This window comes from Paracoccus beibuensis (assembly GCF_026162625.1).
In the GTDB taxonomy this organism is placed as follows: Bacteria; Pseudomonadota; Alphaproteobacteria; order Rhodobacterales; family Rhodobacteraceae; genus Paracoccus; species Paracoccus beibuensis.
Map to the genome: position 1 here is coordinate 36,065 of NZ_JAOTBD010000015.1, position 17,861 is coordinate 53,925.

18 protein-coding genes are annotated in these 17,861 nt (G+C 61.7%); 10 read left to right on the forward strand and 8 right to left on the reverse strand.

Features of this window, described 5'->3' with window-relative positions; all coding sequences use genetic code 11:
* Positions 1-41: 41 nt before the first annotated feature.
* From OC159_RS10980 to OC159_RS11010, 7 genes are all read right to left on the reverse strand, one after another.
* Complete coding sequence (locus OC159_RS10980; protein WP_265501196.1) at positions 42-935, reverse strand: ParB/RepB/Spo0J family partition protein; 894 nt, start codon at positions 933-935, stop codon at positions 42-44.
* The gene (locus OC159_RS10985; protein ID WP_265501197.1) at positions 935-1,720 is read right to left on the reverse strand and encodes a ParA family protein; all 786 of its coding nucleotides are present in this window, start codon (positions 1,718-1,720) and stop codon (positions 935-937) included. The genes OC159_RS10980 and OC159_RS10985 overlap by 1 nt, the downstream gene beginning before the upstream one ends.
* Positions 1,713-2,309, reverse strand: coding sequence for a 16S rRNA (guanine(527)-N(7))-methyltransferase RsmG (rsmG, locus tag OC159_RS10990; RefSeq protein WP_265501198.1), 597 nt, complete (start codon positions 2,307-2,309; stop codon positions 1,713-1,715). Before rsmG ends, OC159_RS10985 begins: the two co-directional genes overlap by 8 nt.
* Positions 2,306-4,165, reverse strand: a complete 1,860-nt coding sequence (gene mnmG, locus OC159_RS10995; RefSeq protein WP_265501199.1) for a tRNA uridine-5-carboxymethylaminomethyl(34) synthesis enzyme MnmG — start codon at positions 4,163-4,165, stop codon at positions 2,306-2,308. Before mnmG ends, rsmG begins: the two co-directional genes overlap by 4 nt.
* Positions 4,166-4,167: 2 nt before the next feature.
* On the reverse strand, positions 4,168-5,436 hold the full coding sequence (gene mnmE, locus OC159_RS11000; RefSeq protein WP_265501200.1) for a tRNA uridine-5-carboxymethylaminomethyl(34) synthesis GTPase MnmE: 1,269 nt from the start codon (positions 5,434-5,436) through the stop codon (positions 4,168-4,170).
* Positions 5,437-5,446: 10 nt separating this feature from the next.
* Positions 5,447-6,718 (reverse strand): transcription termination factor Rho, encoded by a 1,272-nt coding sequence (rho, locus tag OC159_RS11005; protein WP_265501201.1) that lies wholly within the window; start codon positions 6,716-6,718, stop codon positions 5,447-5,449.
* Between the two features lie 126 nt (positions 6,719-6,844).
* Positions 6,845-7,291, reverse strand: a complete 447-nt coding sequence (locus tag OC159_RS11010; protein ID WP_265501230.1) for a CopD family protein — start codon at positions 7,289-7,291, stop codon at positions 6,845-6,847.
* Between the two features lie 501 nt (positions 7,292-7,792).
* Here OC159_RS11010 and OC159_RS11015 point away from each other — a divergent pair.
* From OC159_RS11015 to OC159_RS11030, 4 genes are all read left to right on the forward strand, one after another.
* Positions 7,793-8,647, forward strand: coding sequence for a shikimate dehydrogenase (locus OC159_RS11015; RefSeq protein ID WP_265501202.1), 855 nt, complete (start codon positions 7,793-7,795; stop codon positions 8,645-8,647).
* Positions 8,644-9,231: a dephospho-CoA kinase gene (gene coaE, locus OC159_RS11020; RefSeq protein WP_265501203.1), complete on the forward strand. Its 588-nt coding sequence runs from the start codon at positions 8,644-8,646 to the stop codon at positions 9,229-9,231. The genes OC159_RS11015 and coaE overlap by 4 nt, the downstream gene beginning before the upstream one ends.
* Positions 9,224-9,925 (forward strand): DNA polymerase III subunit epsilon, encoded by a 702-nt coding sequence (gene dnaQ / locus OC159_RS11025; RefSeq protein WP_265501204.1) that lies wholly within the window; start codon positions 9,224-9,226, stop codon positions 9,923-9,925. Before coaE ends, dnaQ begins: the two co-directional genes overlap by 8 nt.
* Before the next feature lie 67 nt (positions 9,926-9,992).
* Positions 9,993-10,883 carry a YihY/virulence factor BrkB family protein gene (locus OC159_RS11030; RefSeq protein WP_265501205.1) on the forward strand — a complete coding sequence of 297 codons (891 nt, stop codon included), beginning with the start codon at positions 9,993-9,995 and terminating at the stop codon, positions 10,881-10,883.
* A 28-nt stretch (positions 10,884-10,911) separates the two neighbouring features.
* Here the strand turns inward: OC159_RS11030 and OC159_RS11035 are convergent, their stop codons facing one another.
* The gene (locus OC159_RS11035; protein WP_265501206.1) at positions 10,912-11,715 is read right to left on the reverse strand and encodes a response regulator; all 804 of its coding nucleotides are present in this window, start codon (positions 11,713-11,715) and stop codon (positions 10,912-10,914) included.
* A gap of 95 nt (positions 11,716-11,810) precedes the next feature.
* Here OC159_RS11035 and OC159_RS11040 point away from each other — a divergent pair, with 95 nt between their 5' ends.
* From OC159_RS11040 to OC159_RS11065, 6 genes are all read left to right on the forward strand, one after another.
* On the forward strand, positions 11,811-11,957 hold the full coding sequence (locus OC159_RS11040; protein WP_265501207.1) for a NepR family anti-sigma factor: 147 nt from the start codon (positions 11,811-11,813) through the stop codon (positions 11,955-11,957).
* Positions 11,958-12,008: 51 nt separating this feature from the next.
* Positions 12,009-12,575, forward strand: a complete 567-nt coding sequence (locus OC159_RS11045) for an RNA polymerase sigma factor (RefSeq protein WP_265501208.1) — start codon at positions 12,009-12,011, stop codon at positions 12,573-12,575.
* A gap of 9 nt (positions 12,576-12,584) precedes the next feature.
* The gene (locus OC159_RS11050; protein ID WP_265501209.1) at positions 12,585-14,375 is read left to right on the forward strand and encodes a sensor histidine kinase; all 1,791 of its coding nucleotides are present in this window, start codon (positions 12,585-12,587) and stop codon (positions 14,373-14,375) included.
* Between the two features lie 68 nt (positions 14,376-14,443).
* Positions 14,444-15,121: a paraquat-inducible protein A gene (locus tag OC159_RS11055; protein ID WP_265501210.1), complete on the forward strand. Its 678-nt coding sequence runs from the start codon at positions 14,444-14,446 to the stop codon at positions 15,119-15,121.
* Positions 15,118-15,789 (forward strand): paraquat-inducible protein A, encoded by a 672-nt coding sequence (locus tag OC159_RS11060; protein WP_265501211.1) that lies wholly within the window; start codon positions 15,118-15,120, stop codon positions 15,787-15,789. Before OC159_RS11055 ends, OC159_RS11060 begins: the two co-directional genes overlap by 4 nt.
* A gap of 20 nt (positions 15,790-15,809) precedes the next feature.
* Complete coding sequence (locus OC159_RS11065; protein ID WP_265501212.1) at positions 15,810-17,861, forward strand: PqiB family protein; 2,052 nt, start codon at positions 15,810-15,812, stop codon at positions 17,859-17,861.

The following is a 17,861-nucleotide window of genomic DNA, read 5'->3' on the forward strand; positions in this document are numbered from 1 at the left end:
AGGTTTTGTGGTCAACCCGCTGATGAAGTCTACATCAGGTGTCAGCCTTGCCCGCTGAGAAGTTTGCAAAGATGATCCAGCTGGTCAAGATCACGATAGGAAATGACTAATTGCCCTTCGCCAGACGACGGATGGTTGATCTGCACCTTCATCTTAAGATGAGCAGACAAGTCAGCCTCCAAGGCTCTTGTGTCGACATCCTTTTCGCCGCTCTTCGGCGTTGGCTTCGGCTGCGCATCCTGCGGTTGCGCCAGCTTGCGCACCATGTTCTCGGTTTCTCGAACCGACAGCCCTTTCTCTGTGACCCTCCGAGCCAGCTGAGCAGCATTCGGAGCGGTGATCAAAGCTCGCGCATGACCAGCCGTCAGCTTTCCGTCCTTGACCATATCCTGGATAGGCTCTGGCAAGTTCAGGAGGCGAAGAAGGTTTGCGATGTGGCTGCGGCTTTTATTCAGCGCTTCGGCAAGACGTTCTTGCGTATGGCCGAAGCGATCCATCAGCTGTCGAAAAGAGGCAGCCTCCTCGATGGCATTCAGGTCGGCACGTTGGATGTTTTCGATGATCGCGACTTCAAGAACCTCTGTATCGCTCATCTGCCGGACGATGACCGGGATCTCGTGCAGCTGCGCCATCTGAGCGGCTCGCCATCGGCGTTCGCCTGCGACGATCTGGTAAAGCCCGTCATCCGCCGGGTGCGGTCGGACAATAAGGGGTTGAAGAACACCGCGCTGCTTCAGTGATGCCGCGAGCTCTTGCAGAGCATCAGCATCGAAGTTCCGGCGAGGCTGATCGGGATTGGCCGTTATCTGCTCAATCGGGATCAGCATTCGATCCTTGACCGTTTCTGTCGAAGAAGCACTTCCTATATCCATCTCAGCCATCAAGGCTGAGAGGCCACGCCCCAAACCACGCTTCGCAGCCCTGATTTCCGACATCACGCATTCTCCGACACGAGCTTCAGTCGAGCGGCGAATTCGGCCGCAAACTTACGGTAAGCAATACTTCCTTTAGAATTCGAATCATAGGCCAGAACTGGCTGCGCATGCGAGGGAGCCTCTGACACCCGGACGTTGCGCGGGATGACTGTTGGATAAACAAGATCGCCCAGTGTCTCCCGCGCGTCGGCCTCGACCTGTTGTGACAAGTTATTTCTGTAGTCGGACATGGTAAGAAGTATTCCGTTGACCCGGAGTCGCGGATTGGCGCTTTGACGGACTTGCTTGACTGTAGCAAGAAGCTGCGAAAGTCCTTCCAAGGCATAAAATTCTGCTTGGAGAGGAACCAGAACGCTACTAGCAGCAACCATTGCGTTGACTGTTAGCAGACCCAACGCCGGTGGGCAGTCAATAAGAACCACGGTTCCTTCTGGTGCAGCTTTCAACTGCCTCTCCAGCAGGCGGGTCCGGTCAAGGGCTTGGGCAAGCTGCACGTCTGCGGAAGCCAGATCAGAGGTCGACGGGACAAGCCGAAGATTTACGATGTCGGTCTCGACAGCCGCGACAGAAAGATCGACCTCGCCAGTCAGAAGATCGTAAACTGTAAAATGGCGCTCATCTGCGGTGATGCCAAGTCCTGTCGAGGCGTTACCCTGCGGATCAAGATCTACCAAGATAGTAGGGATACCGGATTCGGCCAGAGCTGCGCCTAGATTCACTGCCGTTGTTGTCTTGCCAACTCCGCCCTTCTGATTTGCGATGGCTATGATATGTTGTTCAGCCATGGGCCGAGACTCCGCTGATCTTCAATATTGCTGCATCAGCATCCGTGTTACTTGGAAACGCTTCAAGATCAAACTGCCATTGATGCCTCGCGGAAGCACATTCCGCGCCCCAACTGCGTCCCTTCATAAGCCATGCAGTGCCGTTCGGCGCTAGGTGACGTTCCACCATTGGAAGAAGACGGTCGAGTGATGCCAGCGCCCGCGCAGAAACATGATCAGCTTCTTGGGGCGGCGCGTGCTCGATGCGTTCAGCTATCACTGCCGTGTTTGTCAGGGCGAGCTCTCGCACGACCGTTCGAAGGAACGCAACCTTGCGTTGATCGCTTTCAATAAGGGTGAAGCTAAGATCAGCTTCAGCTAGTGCGATAGCAAGAATGAGCCCAGGCAAACCGCCCCCACTCCCAAGGTCTACCCAGTGTCCCGAAACATCTGACGCAACTTCCGCTACTTGAAGACAGTCTCGGATGTGCCTCTGCCCGGCGTCCACCAAGGAACGCGGAGAGACAAGGTTGATCCGGGCATTCCACTTCTCCAGCAACTCTAGATATCGCTGAAGCAGACTTTGTGTTTCACGTGAAACAAAAGTCATGCTCGCCGCCGCATACCAGCTGCTATAACAAGCAAGGTAAGTGCAGCAGGCGTCATGCCCTCAATTCCCGCCGCCTCTGCAAGCGTCGAGGGACGACGCCGTGTCAACTTCTCTAGAAGTTCTCCCGAAAGGCTCGACAACTTGGAATAATCAACATCTACCAGTGAAACTGACTCATTCTCCTTGATGCGAGCAACGTCCTTCTCTTGGCGGTGCGTATACTGATGATATAGCGCGTCATTATTCAGCTGAATTCTGGTTGTCGCAGAGATGAGATCAAGTTCCGGGAGAAGCTTTGTGAGTTGGTTGTTCGTAATACTCTGATACCCCAGCAAGCTAAAACCATCTCTCATGTGACCATCAAGACGAACTTCAACTCCTGACGCGCGCAACTCGTTTGGGGAGAACCGTTTTGCGGACAGGGATGACCGTGCGGCGACGTATGCCTGCTGCCGCGTCGCAAAATGATCATAACGTGCCTCTCCTACAACACCTAGGGCAAAGCCTTTCTGTGTCAGTCGTTGGTCCGCGTTGTCAGCTCTGAGGGACAGGCGAAATTCGGCGCGTGATGTGAACATTCGGTAGGGTTCCGTCACTCCACGTGTAACCAGGTCATCAATCAGAACGCCGATATAGCTCTCGGTTCGGCTAAACGCCACCGGTTCCGCACCCTTGGCGAAGAGCGCAGCATTGATACCCGCAACTATACCTTGCGCTGCAGCTTCCTCATATCCTGTCGTTCCATTGATTTGCCCTGCAAGATAGAAGCCGGTCAAATTTTTGACAGCGAGTGTTGCGTCCAGCGCCGTTGGGTCAACATAGTCATATTCTACAGCGTACCCTGGCTGCAAAAGAACTGAATCTTCGAGCCCCTTTATTGATCGGACATACGCCTCCTGCACATCTGGCGGAAGCGAAGTCGATATACCGTTGGGGTAAACAGTGTGATCATGAAGCCCTTCCGGCTCGAGGAATATCTGGTGCGACGACTTATCAGCAAACCTTGTCACCTTGTCCTCTATAGAAGGACAATACCGCGGACCTCGGCCTGTGATCTGACCTCCGTACATCGCAGAACGGCTTAAGTTCCCGCGGATGATGGCGTGCGTGCGCTCGTTGGTCTCAGTGATCCCGCAGGAGACTTGCTGAGCGCGAGGCGCTACGTTGAGATACGAGAACATCACCGGCTCTTCATCGCCTCGCTGCTCTGACAGCAGGTGCCAAGCGATGGTTCGTCCATCTAGACGAGGCGGCGTGCCCGTTTTTAGCCTGCCCAACGGAAGAGCAAGGTCCTCTAGATCGCGTGCCAAGCTCTTTGATGTTGCGTCACCCCATCTTCCTGCAGGACGTGTCGCATCGCCGATATGGATCATGCCATTCAAGAAAGTTCCCGTGGTCAGGATGACGGCCCTACAACAGAAGGTCTCTCCACGCGCGGTATTAACCCCCACGACCCTCCCTTGGTCCATCGCCAAGCCTGTCACCTCGCAAAGATGAAGCTCGATCCCCTGATAATCAGCAAGCAATCTCCTAGCGGCGGCGCCATAAAGTGCGCGATCGATTTGCGCTCGAGGTCCTTGCACTGCGGGCCCTTTACGGCGGTTCAGCAACCGAAACTGGATACCTGCTTCGTCGGCAAGCCGTCCCATGACACCATCAAGTGCGTCAATCTCTCGGACAAGATGACCCTTGCCCAAGCCGCCGATTGCCGGGTTACAGGACAACGTTCCGATGTCGCTCTCCCGCATCGTCAAGAGAGCCACAGAACAGCCCATGCGCGCTGCGGCCGTCGCCGCTTCTAAACCGGCGTGCCCTGCACCTACAACGATCACATCACAATGTTTCACGTGGAACATCCTCACTTTCCGATGCAGAAAGAAGAAAATATTTTATCTAGATAGTCCTCAACTTCAATCCTGCCAATCAACCTATCAAGAGCAACTCCGGTTTGTCGAAGGGCCTCGGCAACAACTTCGGCCGAATTATCGTCACCGATGTTTAAATCGGATATGGCCTGTTCAATTTCGAGTCTCTGACGCATGTGGCTTACCAAACCTGCACCAGCCGCGCGTTGACTAAGGATCTCGAACACCTGATCCAGCAGCCTTTGGACGCCGGTCCCCGTAACTGCAGAAATAGCGATCTTGTGGTGGATGACGTTGAGATCCGCGCGTCCTTGAACGACAAGGTCTCCGTCGTACCAGACTCCCAGATCCGTCTGCCCGCTATCAGACAGGTGGATCCGTAAATCTGCTGCGGCTGCACGGTCACGTGCGCGCTGTATACCTATCACTTCGACATCATCGTCAGTGGCTTCACGCAACCCGGCGGTATCTAAAAATGTCACAGCCAAGCCTTTGAGATCCGTCCGAAGTTCCAACACGTCTCGGGTCGTTCCCGCGCGGTCGGATACGATCGCTACATCCCTTTTGGCCAACCGGTTCAAGAGACTCGATTTTCCGGCGTTCGGCGGTCCGACGATGGCAACCTCGAACCCTTTCCTGATCTGTTCTGCAGCCGAAAACCCGTCTACCTCTTGCTGCAGAAGCAGTCGAACCTCATCTATCAACTCGAAAGCGCGGGACGGAACCTCGTCCGGAACGTCTTCGTCAGCGAAGTCGACACTTACGGCGACCAATGCTCCTGCCTCGATCAACAAAGATCGCCAAAGGGCAGCTTTCTTGGCAAGTTCTCCGCCGGCGGCCCGAATTGCAAGCTTTCGCTGGCTCTCTGTTTCAGCAGCAAGCAGATCACCAAGGCCTTCGATCTCGGACAGGTCCATGCGGCCATTCAGGAAGGCCCGCTTCGTGAATTCACCCGCATCCGCGTGCCGCGCACCCGCGCGCAGTAGGGCGTCCTCAACGCGACGAACAACAACAGGAGCACCATGAAGATGAAGCTCCACCACTTCCTCGCCTGTAAAGCTCGCGCCAGCGTCAAAGCGAAGCGCAAGGACCTGATCGATGATTTCGCCAGCGTCGACGAGGTCGCGCAGATAAGCCATTCGGGCAACCGGCAAGGGTCCCACATATGCTTCGGCAGCCTGTCTGGCACCGTCGCCACTCAACCGAATGACGGAAACGCCCCCCCGCCCTGGCGGGGTGGCTTCTGCGTATATCAGGTCCATGTCGACTCCGTCAGGCGTTCATCGAATCGAAGAATTCCGAGTTGGTCTTGGTCTGCTTCATCTTCGAGATCAAGAACTCGACGGCATCGGTCGTGCCCATCGGGTTCAGGATGCGGCGCAGCAGATAAGTCTTCTGCAGGTCGCGACTGTCGACCAGCAGTTCTTCCTTTCGCGTCCCGGACTTGAGGATGTCCATCGCAGGGAAGACCCGCTTGTCCGCCACCTTCCGGTCGAGCACGATTTCGCTGTTACCGGTCCCCTTGAACTCTTCGAAGATAACTTCGTCCATACGCGACCCGGTGTCGATCAGCGCAGTGGCGATGATCGTCAGGCTGCCGCCCTCCTCGATATTTCGTGCTGCACCGAAAAAGCGCTTCGGCCGCTGCAGGGCGTTCGCATCGACGCCGCCCGTCAAAACCTTGCCCGAGCTAGGCACCACGGTATTGAAAGCCCTACCGAGTCTTGTGATCGAATCAAGCAAAATCACTACATCTCGTTTGTGCTCGACCAGACGCTTCGCCTTCTCGATCACCATCTCGGACACGGCGACGTGCCGGCTTGCAGGTTCATCGAAGGTCGACGACACGACTTCGCCGCGCACGCTGCGCTGCATGTCGGTCACCTCCTCGGGACGCTCGTCGATCAGCAGGACGATTAGATAGCATTCCGGATGATTGCGCTCGATCGAATGGGCGATGTTCTGCAGCAGCACCGTCTTGCCGGTCCGCGGCGGCGCGACGATCAGCGACCGCTGGCCCTTGCCGATCGGCGACACCAGGTCGATGATCCGCGCGCTGCGATCCTTGATGGTCGGATCCTCGATCTCCATCTTCAGCCGCTCGTCAGGATAAAGCGGCGTGAGGTTGTCGAACGCCACCTTGTGCCGCGCCTTTTCCGGATCTTCGAAATTGATACGCTCGACCCGCGTCAACGCAAAATAACGCTCATTCTCTCCGGGCGCACGGATGACGCCCTCGACAGTGTCGCCCGTCCGCAGAGAGTGCTGCCGGATCATGTCGGGGCTGACATAGATGTCGTCGGGACCGGGAAGATAGTTGGCCTCGGTCGACCGCAGGAAGCCGAAGCCGTCCTGGACCACCTCCAGCACGCCATCACCGCCGATATCCCACCCCTCTTCGGCATGCTCCTTGAGGATCGAGTACATCATCTCGCCCTTGCGCATGGTCGAGGCGTTCTCGATCTCCCATTCCTCTGCCATGGACAGAAGGTCGGCGGGGCTTTTCGCCTTGAGGTCGGACAGGTTGAGGCGTTCTTCGGTCATATCGGCGCATGCTTTCAGCCACACGACGGATCGGGTAGCGAATAAGTTCTGTTCGGAGAATCCCGCACCGGACGGGCGGGGTTGCCGCGCATGTAAGGCGCGGACTGTCCCGAGTCAATATTTCGATTAGAACTTGACGATGACGGCCGACACGATAGCGATCATCAGGATCGTCGGCATCTCGTTCATCATCCGATAGCTGCGTCCCGCCCTGCCCTGTCCTCCGGCCAGCTGGCGCCGCTCTCGGGCGCACCATATGTGAAACCAGCTCATCGCGATCACCGCGCCGGCCTTGACCCAGGGCCAAGTCAGCGACCAGTCGACGATACCCGGCGTCAGAACAAGCGTCAGCCCACTGATCCAGGTCGCGATCATCGCTGGATTCATGATCAGGCGCAGAAGCTTGTCTTCCATGATCACGAAACTGCGCGTCGGCTCGCCTGCCTGTGCAGGACGTTCGGCATGATAGACGAACAGCCGGGGCAGATAGAAAGCCCCTGCCATCCAGGAAATAACCGCCATCACGTGGAACGCTTTCACGTACGGATAGATCAGCAAAAGCCAGTCGAGCATCGGGAACCTCGTTTCCTCCCCCTTAAATAAAAAGAAGAATGAAAGGAATGTAGTTGTAGTAGGCGCTGTGGATAGCGGGACAAGGACTCTGTTCACTGGAATCTCCGCAGAATCAGGGACTGTGGATAACGAAGGGGAAAATTAGTGTCAGGTCTGTAAAACCGTTTGTTAACATCTAGATGTAATGGGGATAACTTTGCGGATAATGATCCTGCATCCAAGTTCTCCACAGATGGTTCGGATAACGCTTCGGACTTGTCCAGATGTGAACAAACACGTGTCGTTCCCGTCCTGTTCTGTGGCCGAATCCTGCCCTTGAAGACCCTTGACGCAGTTGCACCCAAACTCGGCCCCGATTCCCCCAGCGGATTGTCCACAGGCTTGCCGTCCAAGGGGTTGAGCCGCATCGGCCACAGCCAGCGGCCGATGTCGTCACGGGATCTTTCTTCGCCGCCGCACTCGGCCTAGGCTGATCGAAATTGCAGCCAGCCAGAAAGTCCGATGACCGCCGACCTTCCCGCCAGCCAGATCGCACATGCGCCCCTTGCAGGCGTCATCGGAATGCCGATCGTGCATTCCAGATCGCCGCGCCTTCACGGGCATTGGCTGGCGCGTTACGGGCTGCCAGGACACTACGTCCCCGTTCCCGTGATGCCCGAACACCTGGCCGAGGTTCTTCGCGTCATGCCGCGCATGGGCTTCGTCGGCGCCAATGTCACGATCCCCCACAAAGAGGCTGTCCTGACGCTGGCCGATACCGTCACCGACCGGGCCGCGCTGATCGGTGCGGCCAACACGCTGATCTTCCGCCCCGACGGCAAGATCCATGCCGACAACACCGACGGCTATGGCTTCGTCGCCAACCTGCGCCAGAATGCGCCCGACTGGACGCCCGACCACGCAACCGCCGCGGTGATCGGCGCCGGCGGCGCGGCCCGGGCCGTCGTCGCCTCCCTTCTGGACAGCGGCGTCAGCGAGTTGCGGATCACGAACAGGACGCGGTTGCGCGCGGAACAGATCAAGGCCGAGTTCGGTGCCCGGCTGGTGGTTTATGACTGGGCGCAGGCCGGCAACATGGTGGAAGGTGCCACGACCGTAGTCAACGCCACCTCGCTGGGGATGGAGGGAAAGCAGCCTTTGCGCATCCCTCTCGACGCGCTGTCGCCCGGCGCTGTCGTGACCGACCTCGTCTATACCCCGCTGATGACGCCCTTCCTGGCAGAGGCTCAGGCCCGTGGCTGCCATGTCGTCGACGGGTTGGGCATGCTGCTGCACCAGGCAGCCCCCGGCTTCGAACGCTGGTTCGGCCATCGCCCCGATGTCGACGAAGAGGCGCGGCGGGTCGCGCTCGGATGACGTTCCGCCTTGGCCTGACCGGTAGCATCGGCATGGGCAAATCGACGACGGCGCAGATCTTCCGCGACCTTGGCCACCCCGTCTGGGACGCTGACCAGTCGGTCCACCGGCTCTATGGGGTCGGCGGTGCGGCCGTCGAACCGGTTGCCGACGCCTTTCCCGATACCCTGCGGGATAACGCCATCGACCGCGACGCCCTGAAATTGGCAATCCGCAAGGACCCGACTGCGCTGGCGAGGCTGGAACGGATCGTCCACCCGCTGGTCGCAGAAGACCGCCAGTCGTTCTTGTCCCGCCACCACGACACTCCGCTTGTGGTGCTGGATATCCCGCTGCTGTTCGAAATCGCCGCCGCTCCTGACGTTGATGGGATCGCGGTCGTCTCGACCGATGCGGAAACGCAGGCGGCGCGGGTGCTGGCCCGCCCCGGCATGACACCCGAGACGCTGCGTTTGATCCTTGCACGGCAGATGCCGGATGTGGAAAAACGAGCCCGCGCCGATTGGATCATCCCGACCGATACCGTGGAAGGCGCGCGCCAGGCTGTTGCCCGCATCATCAAAGAGGTCATCCCGAATGCGTGAGATCGTTCTCGATACCGAAACCACCGGCTTCGACGCCGAGGGCGCCGACCGCATTGTGGAAATCGGCGCGCTGGAACTGGTGAACCATCTTCCGACGGGCCGCACCTACCACGTCTACGTCAACCCTGAACGCCCTATGCCGAAGGAAGCCTTCGACGTTCACGGGCTGGGCGACGACTTCCTGCGCGACAAGCCCCTCTTTGCCGAGGTGGCGACCGGGTTCATCGATTTCATCGGGACGGACGCAAAGCTGGTGATCCACAATGCCAGCTTCGACATGAAATTCCTCAACGCCGAGTTGCGCCGCGCCGGCTATCCAGTCCTTCCGCCGTCGCGGGCACTGGATACGCTGATGCTGGCGCGCGAGAAGTTTCCCGGCTCTCCGGCGACTCTCGATGCGCTTTGCCGCCGGTTCGGCGTCGACAATTCGGGGCGCGACCTCCACGGGGCGCTTCTGGACAGCGAGCTGCTGGCAGAGGTTTACCTGGAACTGATCGGCGGCCGCCAGCCCGACCTGGTCCTGGACGGACCCAGCCGCGGCGCCGGGCAGGCACAGGCCGCAGACGGCACGATGCACCGGCGCGCCACCCGGCCCCGGCCGCTGCCACCCCGTCTCACCCCGGTCGAGGCCGAGGCACATGCCGCCTTTGTCGCGACGCTTGGCGAGGCCGCCGTCTGGACCCGCTACGCCTGAACCGGACGCCGGTCTTGCACCGGGCGGCGACGGGCTCCATTCTGTCCCAAACGAGATGCGGGGCGGCATGCCGAATTGGTTTCACGACACCTTGGCATTCTGGGGCGCCGTCTTCGACCGGATGGACAAGACGCACATGCCGCTGATCGCAGCTGGCGTCGCCTTCTACGCGATGTTCGCCGTCTTTCCCGGCCTTGCCGCCATCATCGCGCTGTGGAGCCTGTGGTTCGACCCGTCGGTGGTGATGACCTACCTCGACGTTGCGCACGAATTCATGCCCACCGGTGCCTCCGACATCGTCGATGATCAGGTGACCTCGCTGACGCAGAACGGCCAGACGTCGATCGGGTGGACGTCGTTCATTTCGTTCCTGATCGCCACGATCGCGGCACGGGCGGGCGTGGATGCGCTGATCAGGGGGCTGAACTCGGCCTACGGCGTCCGGTCGCATTCCACGATCTTCGGATTCCTGCTGGCCTACGGCCTGACGCTGGTGATCGTCGGAATCTCGATCGCCGGGCTGGCGACCATCGTCATCGTCCCCGTCCTGCTGAACTTCTTCGTCGTGGCGCCCGTCAGGTCGCTTCTGGTGACGGCCCTGCCCTGGGGCGGGATGTTCCTGCTGGTCATCCTGACCATCGGCATCCTCTATCGCTATGGCCCGAACGTGAAGACGCCGCGGACGCCGATCTTCACCTGGGGGGCGCTCTTTGCTGCCCTGCTATGGTCGGCGGGATCTATCGCCTTCTCGGCCTATCTAGGCAGCTTCAACAGCTACAACCGGATCTATGGGTCGATCGGAACGGTGGTGGCGCTGCTGATGTGGTTCTACCTCGCGGGCTTTTCGGTACTGCTGGGCGCGCTGATCAACGTCGAACTGGCGCGCCGCCGCCGCCTGCGCGCCGCACGCGAGGCGCGGCGCGGCTTCGACCAGCTGCTTGCCGAAAAGTCGGGTTAGCGGGGGCTTTCTGGCCCCCGCTGTTCGATCAGACCTCGAGTCCCTCGGTCGAAGCAAAGAACATCGCCTGGCTGACGGCCGAGCGGACCTGTTCTTCGCTGTAGGGCTTCGAGATCAGGAAGGCCGGCTCGGGCCGGTCGCCTGTCAGCAGCCGTTCCGGGAAGGCGGTGATGAAGATCACCGGGATGTCGCCCATGCTGGACAGCAGCTCGTTCACTGCATCAACGCCGGATGATCCATCGGCCAGCTGGATGTCGGCCAGGATCAGGTCGGGACGCGACTTGCCGGCCAGTTCGATCGCGGCGGTATGGGTCCGGGCGACGCCCGTCACCTCGTGACCCATCGCCTGCACGATACCCTTCAGGTCCATGGCGATGATCATCTCGTCCTCGATCACCATGACCTTGCCGCGCAGGGTGCTGCCCATCTCGTTCAGCGCGATCTGGACCAACTCCTCGGCTTCGGCCGCGTCGATCTGCATGACGCGCGCGATCTGGTCGGTGCGCAGCTCCTCGATGGTCCGCAAGAGCAGCGCCTCGCGCGAGTTCGGCGTCAGGCCGCGCAGGTGATCCTGGGCGCGTCGCTCGCGCACCGACATCTCGGCCTCTTCCACGGGCTGGCCCGAGCTTTGCCAGATGGCGTGGAAGGTCTTGAACAGGGCGATCCGCAGATCGTCCTCACCGTCCAGAACGCTGCGATCCGAGAGAATCGCCTCCAGCGTCGCGGCGGCATAGTTGTCGCCCGCAGTTTGGCTGCCGGTCAGGGCGCGGGCGTAGCGACGCAGGAATGGAAGCTCGCGCCCGATGTTTTGGGCCAGATCGGCAACAGTCATTACACAGTCCTCTTAATTCGCGTATTGCAAGGAACCAACTGAACCGCCTATCGGTTGCATGGTGTGCGCACAAGATTGTCGGGACTGACACTAATATGACAACCAAGAAAGACGACCGTCGGAGAGCGGCAGTGGAAAAACAGATCGATGAGAACCTCAAGAGGGTTTATGACCAAGACGCCACTGTGGACATTCCCGATCGGTTTCTGGAACTCCTGCAGAAGTTGAAGGAGCAGGAATGATCCAATCCCAGGCTTCATCCGGCCTCATTTCCTCCTTCGGTACCTGATCACATGCCTCAAACAGCTTCGGCAAACCCGCGCGACCAGCTGGTGGATCACCTGCCGGCCCTGCGCGCCTTCGCGCTTTCCCTGACCCGAGAGGGTGCAGCGGCCGACGACCTTGTCCAGGATACCATCGTCAAGGCCTGGACGAACATGGACAAGTTCCAAGCTGGCACGAATCTGCGCGCCTGGCTGTTCACGATCCTGCGCAACACCTTCTATTCGTCGCGCCGCAAGACCAAGCGAGAGGTCAGCGACAGCGACGGCATCCACGCGGCGCGCCAGGCTGCGCGTCCGGACCACGACGGCAGGCTTGCATTGCGCGACTTCCGTGCCGCGTTCCGGCAGTTGCCCGACGAACAGCGCGAGGCGCTGGTCCTTGTTGGCGCTTCGGGCTTTTCCTACGAGGAAGCCGCGGACATGACCGGCGTCGCCGTCGGCACCGTCAAATCCCGGGCCAATCGCGGCCGGCGCAAGCTGGCCGAGCTGCTGCACCTTGAGGACGGGGAAGAGCTGAACATGACGGACCAGGCCACCCTTGCGGTGATGGCGCAGAACAACGTCAGCTCGCGCTGAGGCGGCGGCGTGCTCAGGCGCATCACCGACCGGCTGGAATTCACGCGGCGTCTGGGATTCCGCCTAGGCGGTCTTCTGTCCGTCGCGATCCTTCCCATTGGCCTGATCTCCCTCGTCCAGAACCTGCACCTGTCGCGAGAGGCCGAACGCAGCGCCGAGATCGCACTTCTGGGCCGCACGGCATCGGCGGCGGCGGGCGAACGCGCGCTGCTGCAAAGCGCGCTGGGATCGGCCGACGCCTTGGGCCCTGCGGTGCTGGAAAGCCTCGACCGCCCCCAGATCTGCTCGCAGTTGCTGCGGAATTTCGTCCAGCGCAGCGGAACGTATCGCCACGCCGCGTACATCCCCCTGGACGGCATCGTCGAGTGCACCTCGGCCGACGCCGCCGACGTTCCGCTGGACCTGTCCGACACCGACCTGATGCGGGAATTTCGTGATTCGCCGACCACGGCCGTGACGGCAATGTCCCATGGTCCGGTCAGCCGCCAACCCGTCGTGGTGGTGGTACAGCCGCTCTATCGCGACCGCGACCTGATCGGCATGACTGCCCTGTCGCTGACGCAGGAACTGCTGCGATCAACCCACGCCATGGACTTCGGGACCGAGGGCGCGCGGATCCTGACCTTCAACAACCTCGGCCACGTGCTGAACGCCGATGTCAGCGACGGGGGCGACCCGCAGGCCCTGCTGCCCCGCGACCTGTCGCTGGTCAGCCTTCTGGGCAGCGGCGAATCCACCTTCCGCGCCACCGCCAACAACGGCGAGACGCGGGTCTTCACCGTGGTCCCGGTCGTACCCGGCCTCGTCTACGCCTTGGGCAGCTGGAGCCCGAAGACCGCCGGCATCGGCGTCTTTCAGATGTCGCGCTTCGGGGCGGTCCTGCTTCCCATGGCGCTGTGGGTAGTGTCGCTTGCGGTGGCCTATTTCGCGGTCTTCCGCCTGGTGCTGCGCCACATCACCGTCCTTCGCGGCCAGATGCGCCGCTTCGCAATCGGCAACCGCGATGCCGCCCCCCCCGTCCTCGAGGATGCGCCGACCGAGATCGCGGATGTCAGCCAGACGTTCCACAACATGGCCCGCATCCTGATCCGCGACGAAGAGGCGATGGAACAGGCGGTGGCCGAAAAGACCGTCCTGCTGAAAGAGGTTCACCATCGAGTGAAGAACAACCTCCAGCTTATCGCGTCGATCATCAACATGCAAAGCCGGCTGATCGACGACCCGGACGCCAAGCGCGTGCTGCGTTCGGTCCAGGACCGCGTCGCGGCGCTGGCGACCATCTATCGCAACCTCTATCAGGCCGAGCAGCTGGACGCGGTCGAGGCAGACAGGCTTATCACCGACATCGTTACGCAGCTGGTCACCGCCTCTCAGGCAGCCGGGCGAGAGCTGCGGGTCGAGACTGACATCCAGCCCCTGACGATGCTTCCCGACCAAGCCGTGCCGCTGACGCTGCTGACGACCGAAGCCCTCACGAATGCCGTCAAATATGCTCAGGCCCCTGCCGACGGCGGTGTCTCCTGGGTGCGGATCGGCCTGACCTCGCCCACGCCGGGTCATGGGCTGCTCGAGATCGTGAACTCGGCTGGACCGGTGCAGGACAAGAAGAGCGCAGGCCTTGGCAGCCAGCTGATCGAGGCATTCTCGATGCAGCTCGAAGGCGAGATAACGACCGGGTTCGAGAACGGAGCCTATCGGCTGTCGCTCTATTTCAAGCTGGCACAGGCCAGCTTCGGCCACGGCGGCAATCCCCGCCAGGTGGTTCTGACTTCGGCGGCACGGGCCGGATCGCGGCACTAGCTGCTCAATTCTTCACGACGATCCAAGCCGCCGCTTGCGCCCTGCCCAAGGTGGTCTATCTTTCCGGCATGATCCATGAAGACAGCTATAACCTTGAGACCGGACGCGGACTGATCGCCTGCCCCCGCTGCGACGCGCTCCATCTCGAGGAACACCTCGAACCGGGAGAGACCGCCCGCTGCATCCGCTGCGGCACGGTCATCGCCAAGCCCCGCGAAGGCGCCTTCGCGCAGCTGATCGCTTTGGCCTTTACGTCGATGGTGCTGCTGGTGGGGGCTGTGTTCTTCCCCTTCCTGCAGGTGTCCGCGATGGGCTTCGGCAACGCCAGTTCCCTTTTCGACGTGGCGCTGGCGTTTGCCGATGGCGTCCTGCTGCCGCTGGTCCTTGCGGTTCTGGCGATGATCATCGGCCTGCCGATCGCGCGGTCGTTCCTGCTGCTCTATACGCTGGTGCCCTTGGCGCAGGGACGCACGCCCTATCGCCACGCCGCCCGCGCCTTCCGCTGGTCCGAGATCCTGCGCCCCTGGTCTATGGCCGAAATTTTCGTGATCGGCACCGCCGTCGCGTTGGTCAAGGTCGCGGGGCTTGCCTCGGTCCATCTGGGTCCGGCCTTCTGGGCCTTCGCCGCGCTGATCTTCGTCAACATCGCCTCGCGCGCCTTCATGTGCCAGACGACGATCTGGGACGCGATCGAGGAAGCAGGTCAATCCACCGAATACGGCCGCCCCGCCGGGGCCGACGCATGAGCGCCCGCGCCGGCGACCACGGTGGCCCCATCCTGACCGCGCATCGTGCCGGTCTTCTGGGATGTCACAGATGCGGCAGGGTCTGGCCGGCCGACCAGGTCGATTGCCGCCGCTGCAACGCGCACCTGCGCCCGCCCGACCGGCACCGTCTGCAGGTGGTCTGGGCCTGGTGGCTGGCCGGGTTGATCGCCTATATCCCTGCCAACGTCTTCCCGATGATGAGCACGCAGACCTTCGCGGGCCTTGCCGGCAATTCCGAGGCCACGATCCTCGGCGGAGTGGTCGAGTTGATGCACCACGGCAGCTACGACATCGCGCTGATCGTCTTCGTCGCGTCTATCATCGTGCCGGTCGGCAAGTTCATCGCCATCGCTTGGCTGGCAATCGTCGCGGGCCGGCCGGCCACGAGCGAACAGGCGCATGCGCGGCTGAAGGTCTACGAGGTGGTCGAATTCATCGGACGTTGGTCGATGATCGACGTCTTCGTGGTGGCCATCCTGTCCGCGCTGGTGCAATTGGGCTTCGTCGCCTCGATCCATCCCGGACCCGCGGCGGTTTCGTTCGCGCTGTCGGTTGCCTTCACGATGCTTTCCGCGCAAAGCTTTGATGCGCGATTGATCTGGCGGGGTCTGCCCCTGCGCAGCCGCCGCGATTCCGACGACCTTTGACGGCCAAGGACGACGACAGAATGACCGACACGCCCCAGCCCCTCAAGCCGGCAAGTCCGGTCCGCAAGACTGCCGCCCGGGCAGCGCAGGCGGGGGTCAACGTCATCTGGATCGTGCCGATAATCGCGCTGATCGTGACCCTCGGGATCGCCTGGAATGCCTTCCGAGAGCGCGGCACCCTGATCGAAGTCGTCTTTGCCGACCCCACCGGCATCACCCCCGGCGACACCGCCCTGCGCTTTCGCGAGATCACAGTCGGCGGGGTCGAGGGCGTCAAGTTCACCGAGGACCTGTCGCAGGTCGTCGTCTCGCTCCGCGTCGACAGCGACGTGGCGCAGTATATCGACGACGACGCGGCCTTCTGGATCGTCAGGCCGCAGGTCTCGGCCCAGGGCGTGACGCGCCTTGATACCGTGCTGACCGGCGCCTTCATCGAAGGCTATTGGGACGCCGAGATCAGCGAACCCGCGTCCCGCTTCGCCGGGCTGGAGCGGCCGCCGCTGGTGCGCAGCGATCAGCCCGGCACCTGGGTCACGCTGTCGATGGAAACCGCCGAGGGCCTTTCCGAAGGCGCGCCGGTCCTCTTTCGCGGGGTCGAGGTCGGGCGGCTGGAAAACGTCCGCCTGTCCGAGGGCGAGGACCGCGTCCTCGCAGATGCCTTCGTCGAGGCGCCGCACGACGCCCGGCTGACGACGGCCAGCGTCTTCTGGGACACCTCGGGCTTTTCGCTGTCGCTTGGCGCGCAGGGCATCGCCTTCAATGTCAACTCCCTGTCGTCGGTCCTGCAGGGCGGCGTCGCCTTCGACACCATCGTCAGCGGCGGCAGCGTGATCGAACCCGGCCACGAGTTCGAGGTGCAGGTGGACGAAGCCGCGGCGCGAACGACGCTCTTTGCAACCGACGACGCCAACCGGCTGCGCGTCGGCATGCTGATCGAGGATTCACTCCAGGGCCTGACGCAAGGTGCAGACGTTCAGTTCCAGGGCCTCCGCGTCGGTCAGGTGACCGACTTGGCGGTGAACCTCTCCGAGGATGCAGAGGGCAATCCCGAGGTCCGGCAGCTTGTGACAATGGCGATTTCGCCCCGCCGGCTCGGCCTGGACGAAGACGCCACCGCGGACGAAGCGCTGGCCCTGCTGCGCGAAGAGGTCGCGCAAGGCCTGCGCGCCCGCGTCGCCAGCGCAGGATTCCTGGGAACATCGCTGATGGTCGAACTGGTCGACATTCCCGACGCCGAACCGGCCACCATTGACGAGGAGACAGGGCCGAACCCGCTCATCCCCTCGGTCCAGGGCGATCTGGACGACTTCACCGCCAGCGCCCAAGGTCTTGTGGAACGCATCGGCAACCTGCCGATCGAGGAGGTCCTGAATTCGGCCCGCGACACGCTGGACAGCATCACCGTCCTGGCCACTTCACAGGACACGCGCGCCATTCCGGGCGCCCTACGCACGGCCATCGACGAAGGTGCGGCCGCACTGGCCAACATCAGCAGCATCACGACCGAACTGAACCAGGCCAACAGCGGCGAGACCTTCGCCCGCCTTCTAGACGAGGCCTCCGAGGCCTTCACCGCCATCAGCGCGGCCGCCGTCGACGTTCCGGAGGTGATCGACCAGATCGATGCCGCCGCCGCCGCGGTCGAGGAATTCGGCTTCGCCGAGATCAGCCTGCAGGCCGAGGGCATCCTGGCCGACCTGCGCGCCATGCTGGGCAGCGAGGACGCCGAACAGCTGCCCCGCAACCTGTCCAACACGCTCGAGGCGGCGACCGGCCTGCTGAACGACCTGCGCGACGGAAACGCCGTGGGCAGCCTGAACGAGGCGCTGGACTCCGCCAGCACGGCGGCCGACCAGATCGCGCAGTCGGTCCAGCAGCTTCCGGACCTGATCCGGCGCCTGCAGGCCACCGCCGCCGGCGCCGAAACGCTCTTTGCCAGCTATGGCACGCGATCGGCGTTCAACAACGAACTGATCGGCGCATTGCGCGAACTGCGCCGCGCCACCGAATCCATCGGCTCGGTCGCGCGCCTGATCGAGCGCAACCCCCGCGCCTTCATCCTGGGACGATAG

What these genes read in the sequence shown, in the direction of transcription:
- OC159_RS10980 (WP_265501196.1), bottom strand. Translation starts at nt 935, where the DNA reads ATGTCGGAAATCAGGGCTGCGAAGCGTGGTTTGGGGCGTGGCCTCTCA.
- OC159_RS10985 (WP_265501197.1), bottom strand. Translation starts at nt 1,720, where the DNA reads ATGGCTGAACAACATATCATAGCCATCGCAAATCAGAAGGGCGGAGTT.
- rsmG (WP_265501198.1), bottom strand. Translation starts at nt 2,309, where the DNA reads ATGACTTTTGTTTCACGTGAAACACAAAGTCTGCTTCAGCGATATCTA.
- mnmG (WP_265501199.1), bottom strand. Translation starts at nt 4,165, where the DNA reads ATGTTCCACGTGAAACATTGTGATGTGATCGTTGTAGGTGCAGGGCAC.
- mnmE (WP_265501200.1), bottom strand. Translation starts at nt 5,436, where the DNA reads ATGGACCTGATATACGCAGAAGCCACCCCGCCAGGGCGGGGGGGCGTT.
- rho (WP_265501201.1), bottom strand. Translation starts at nt 6,718, where the DNA reads ATGACCGAAGAACGCCTCAACCTGTCCGACCTCAAGGCGAAAAGCCCC.
- OC159_RS11010 (WP_265501230.1), bottom strand. Translation starts at nt 7,291, where the DNA reads ATGCTCGACTGGCTTTTGCTGATCTATCCGTACGTGAAAGCGTTCCAC.
- OC159_RS11015 (WP_265501202.1), top strand. Translation starts at nt 7,793, where the DNA reads ATGACCGCCGACCTTCCCGCCAGCCAGATCGCACATGCGCCCCTTGCA.
- coaE (WP_265501203.1), top strand. Translation starts at nt 8,644, where the DNA reads ATGACGTTCCGCCTTGGCCTGACCGGTAGCATCGGCATGGGCAAATCG.
- dnaQ (WP_265501204.1), top strand. Translation starts at nt 9,224, where the DNA reads ATGCGTGAGATCGTTCTCGATACCGAAACCACCGGCTTCGACGCCGAG.
- OC159_RS11030 (WP_265501205.1), top strand. Translation starts at nt 9,993, where the DNA reads ATGCCGAATTGGTTTCACGACACCTTGGCATTCTGGGGCGCCGTCTTC.
- OC159_RS11035 (WP_265501206.1), bottom strand. Translation starts at nt 11,715, where the DNA reads ATGACTGTTGCCGATCTGGCCCAAAACATCGGGCGCGAGCTTCCATTC.
- OC159_RS11040 (WP_265501207.1), top strand. Translation starts at nt 11,811, where the DNA reads ATGACAACCAAGAAAGACGACCGTCGGAGAGCGGCAGTGGAAAAACAG.
- OC159_RS11045 (WP_265501208.1), top strand. Translation starts at nt 12,009, where the DNA reads ATGCCTCAAACAGCTTCGGCAAACCCGCGCGACCAGCTGGTGGATCAC.
- OC159_RS11055 (WP_265501210.1), top strand. Translation starts at nt 14,444, where the DNA reads ATGATCCATGAAGACAGCTATAACCTTGAGACCGGACGCGGACTGATC.
- OC159_RS11060 (WP_265501211.1), top strand. Translation starts at nt 15,118, where the DNA reads ATGAGCGCCCGCGCCGGCGACCACGGTGGCCCCATCCTGACCGCGCAT.
- OC159_RS11065 (WP_265501212.1), top strand. Translation starts at nt 15,810, where the DNA reads ATGACCGACACGCCCCAGCCCCTCAAGCCGGCAAGTCCGGTCCGCAAG.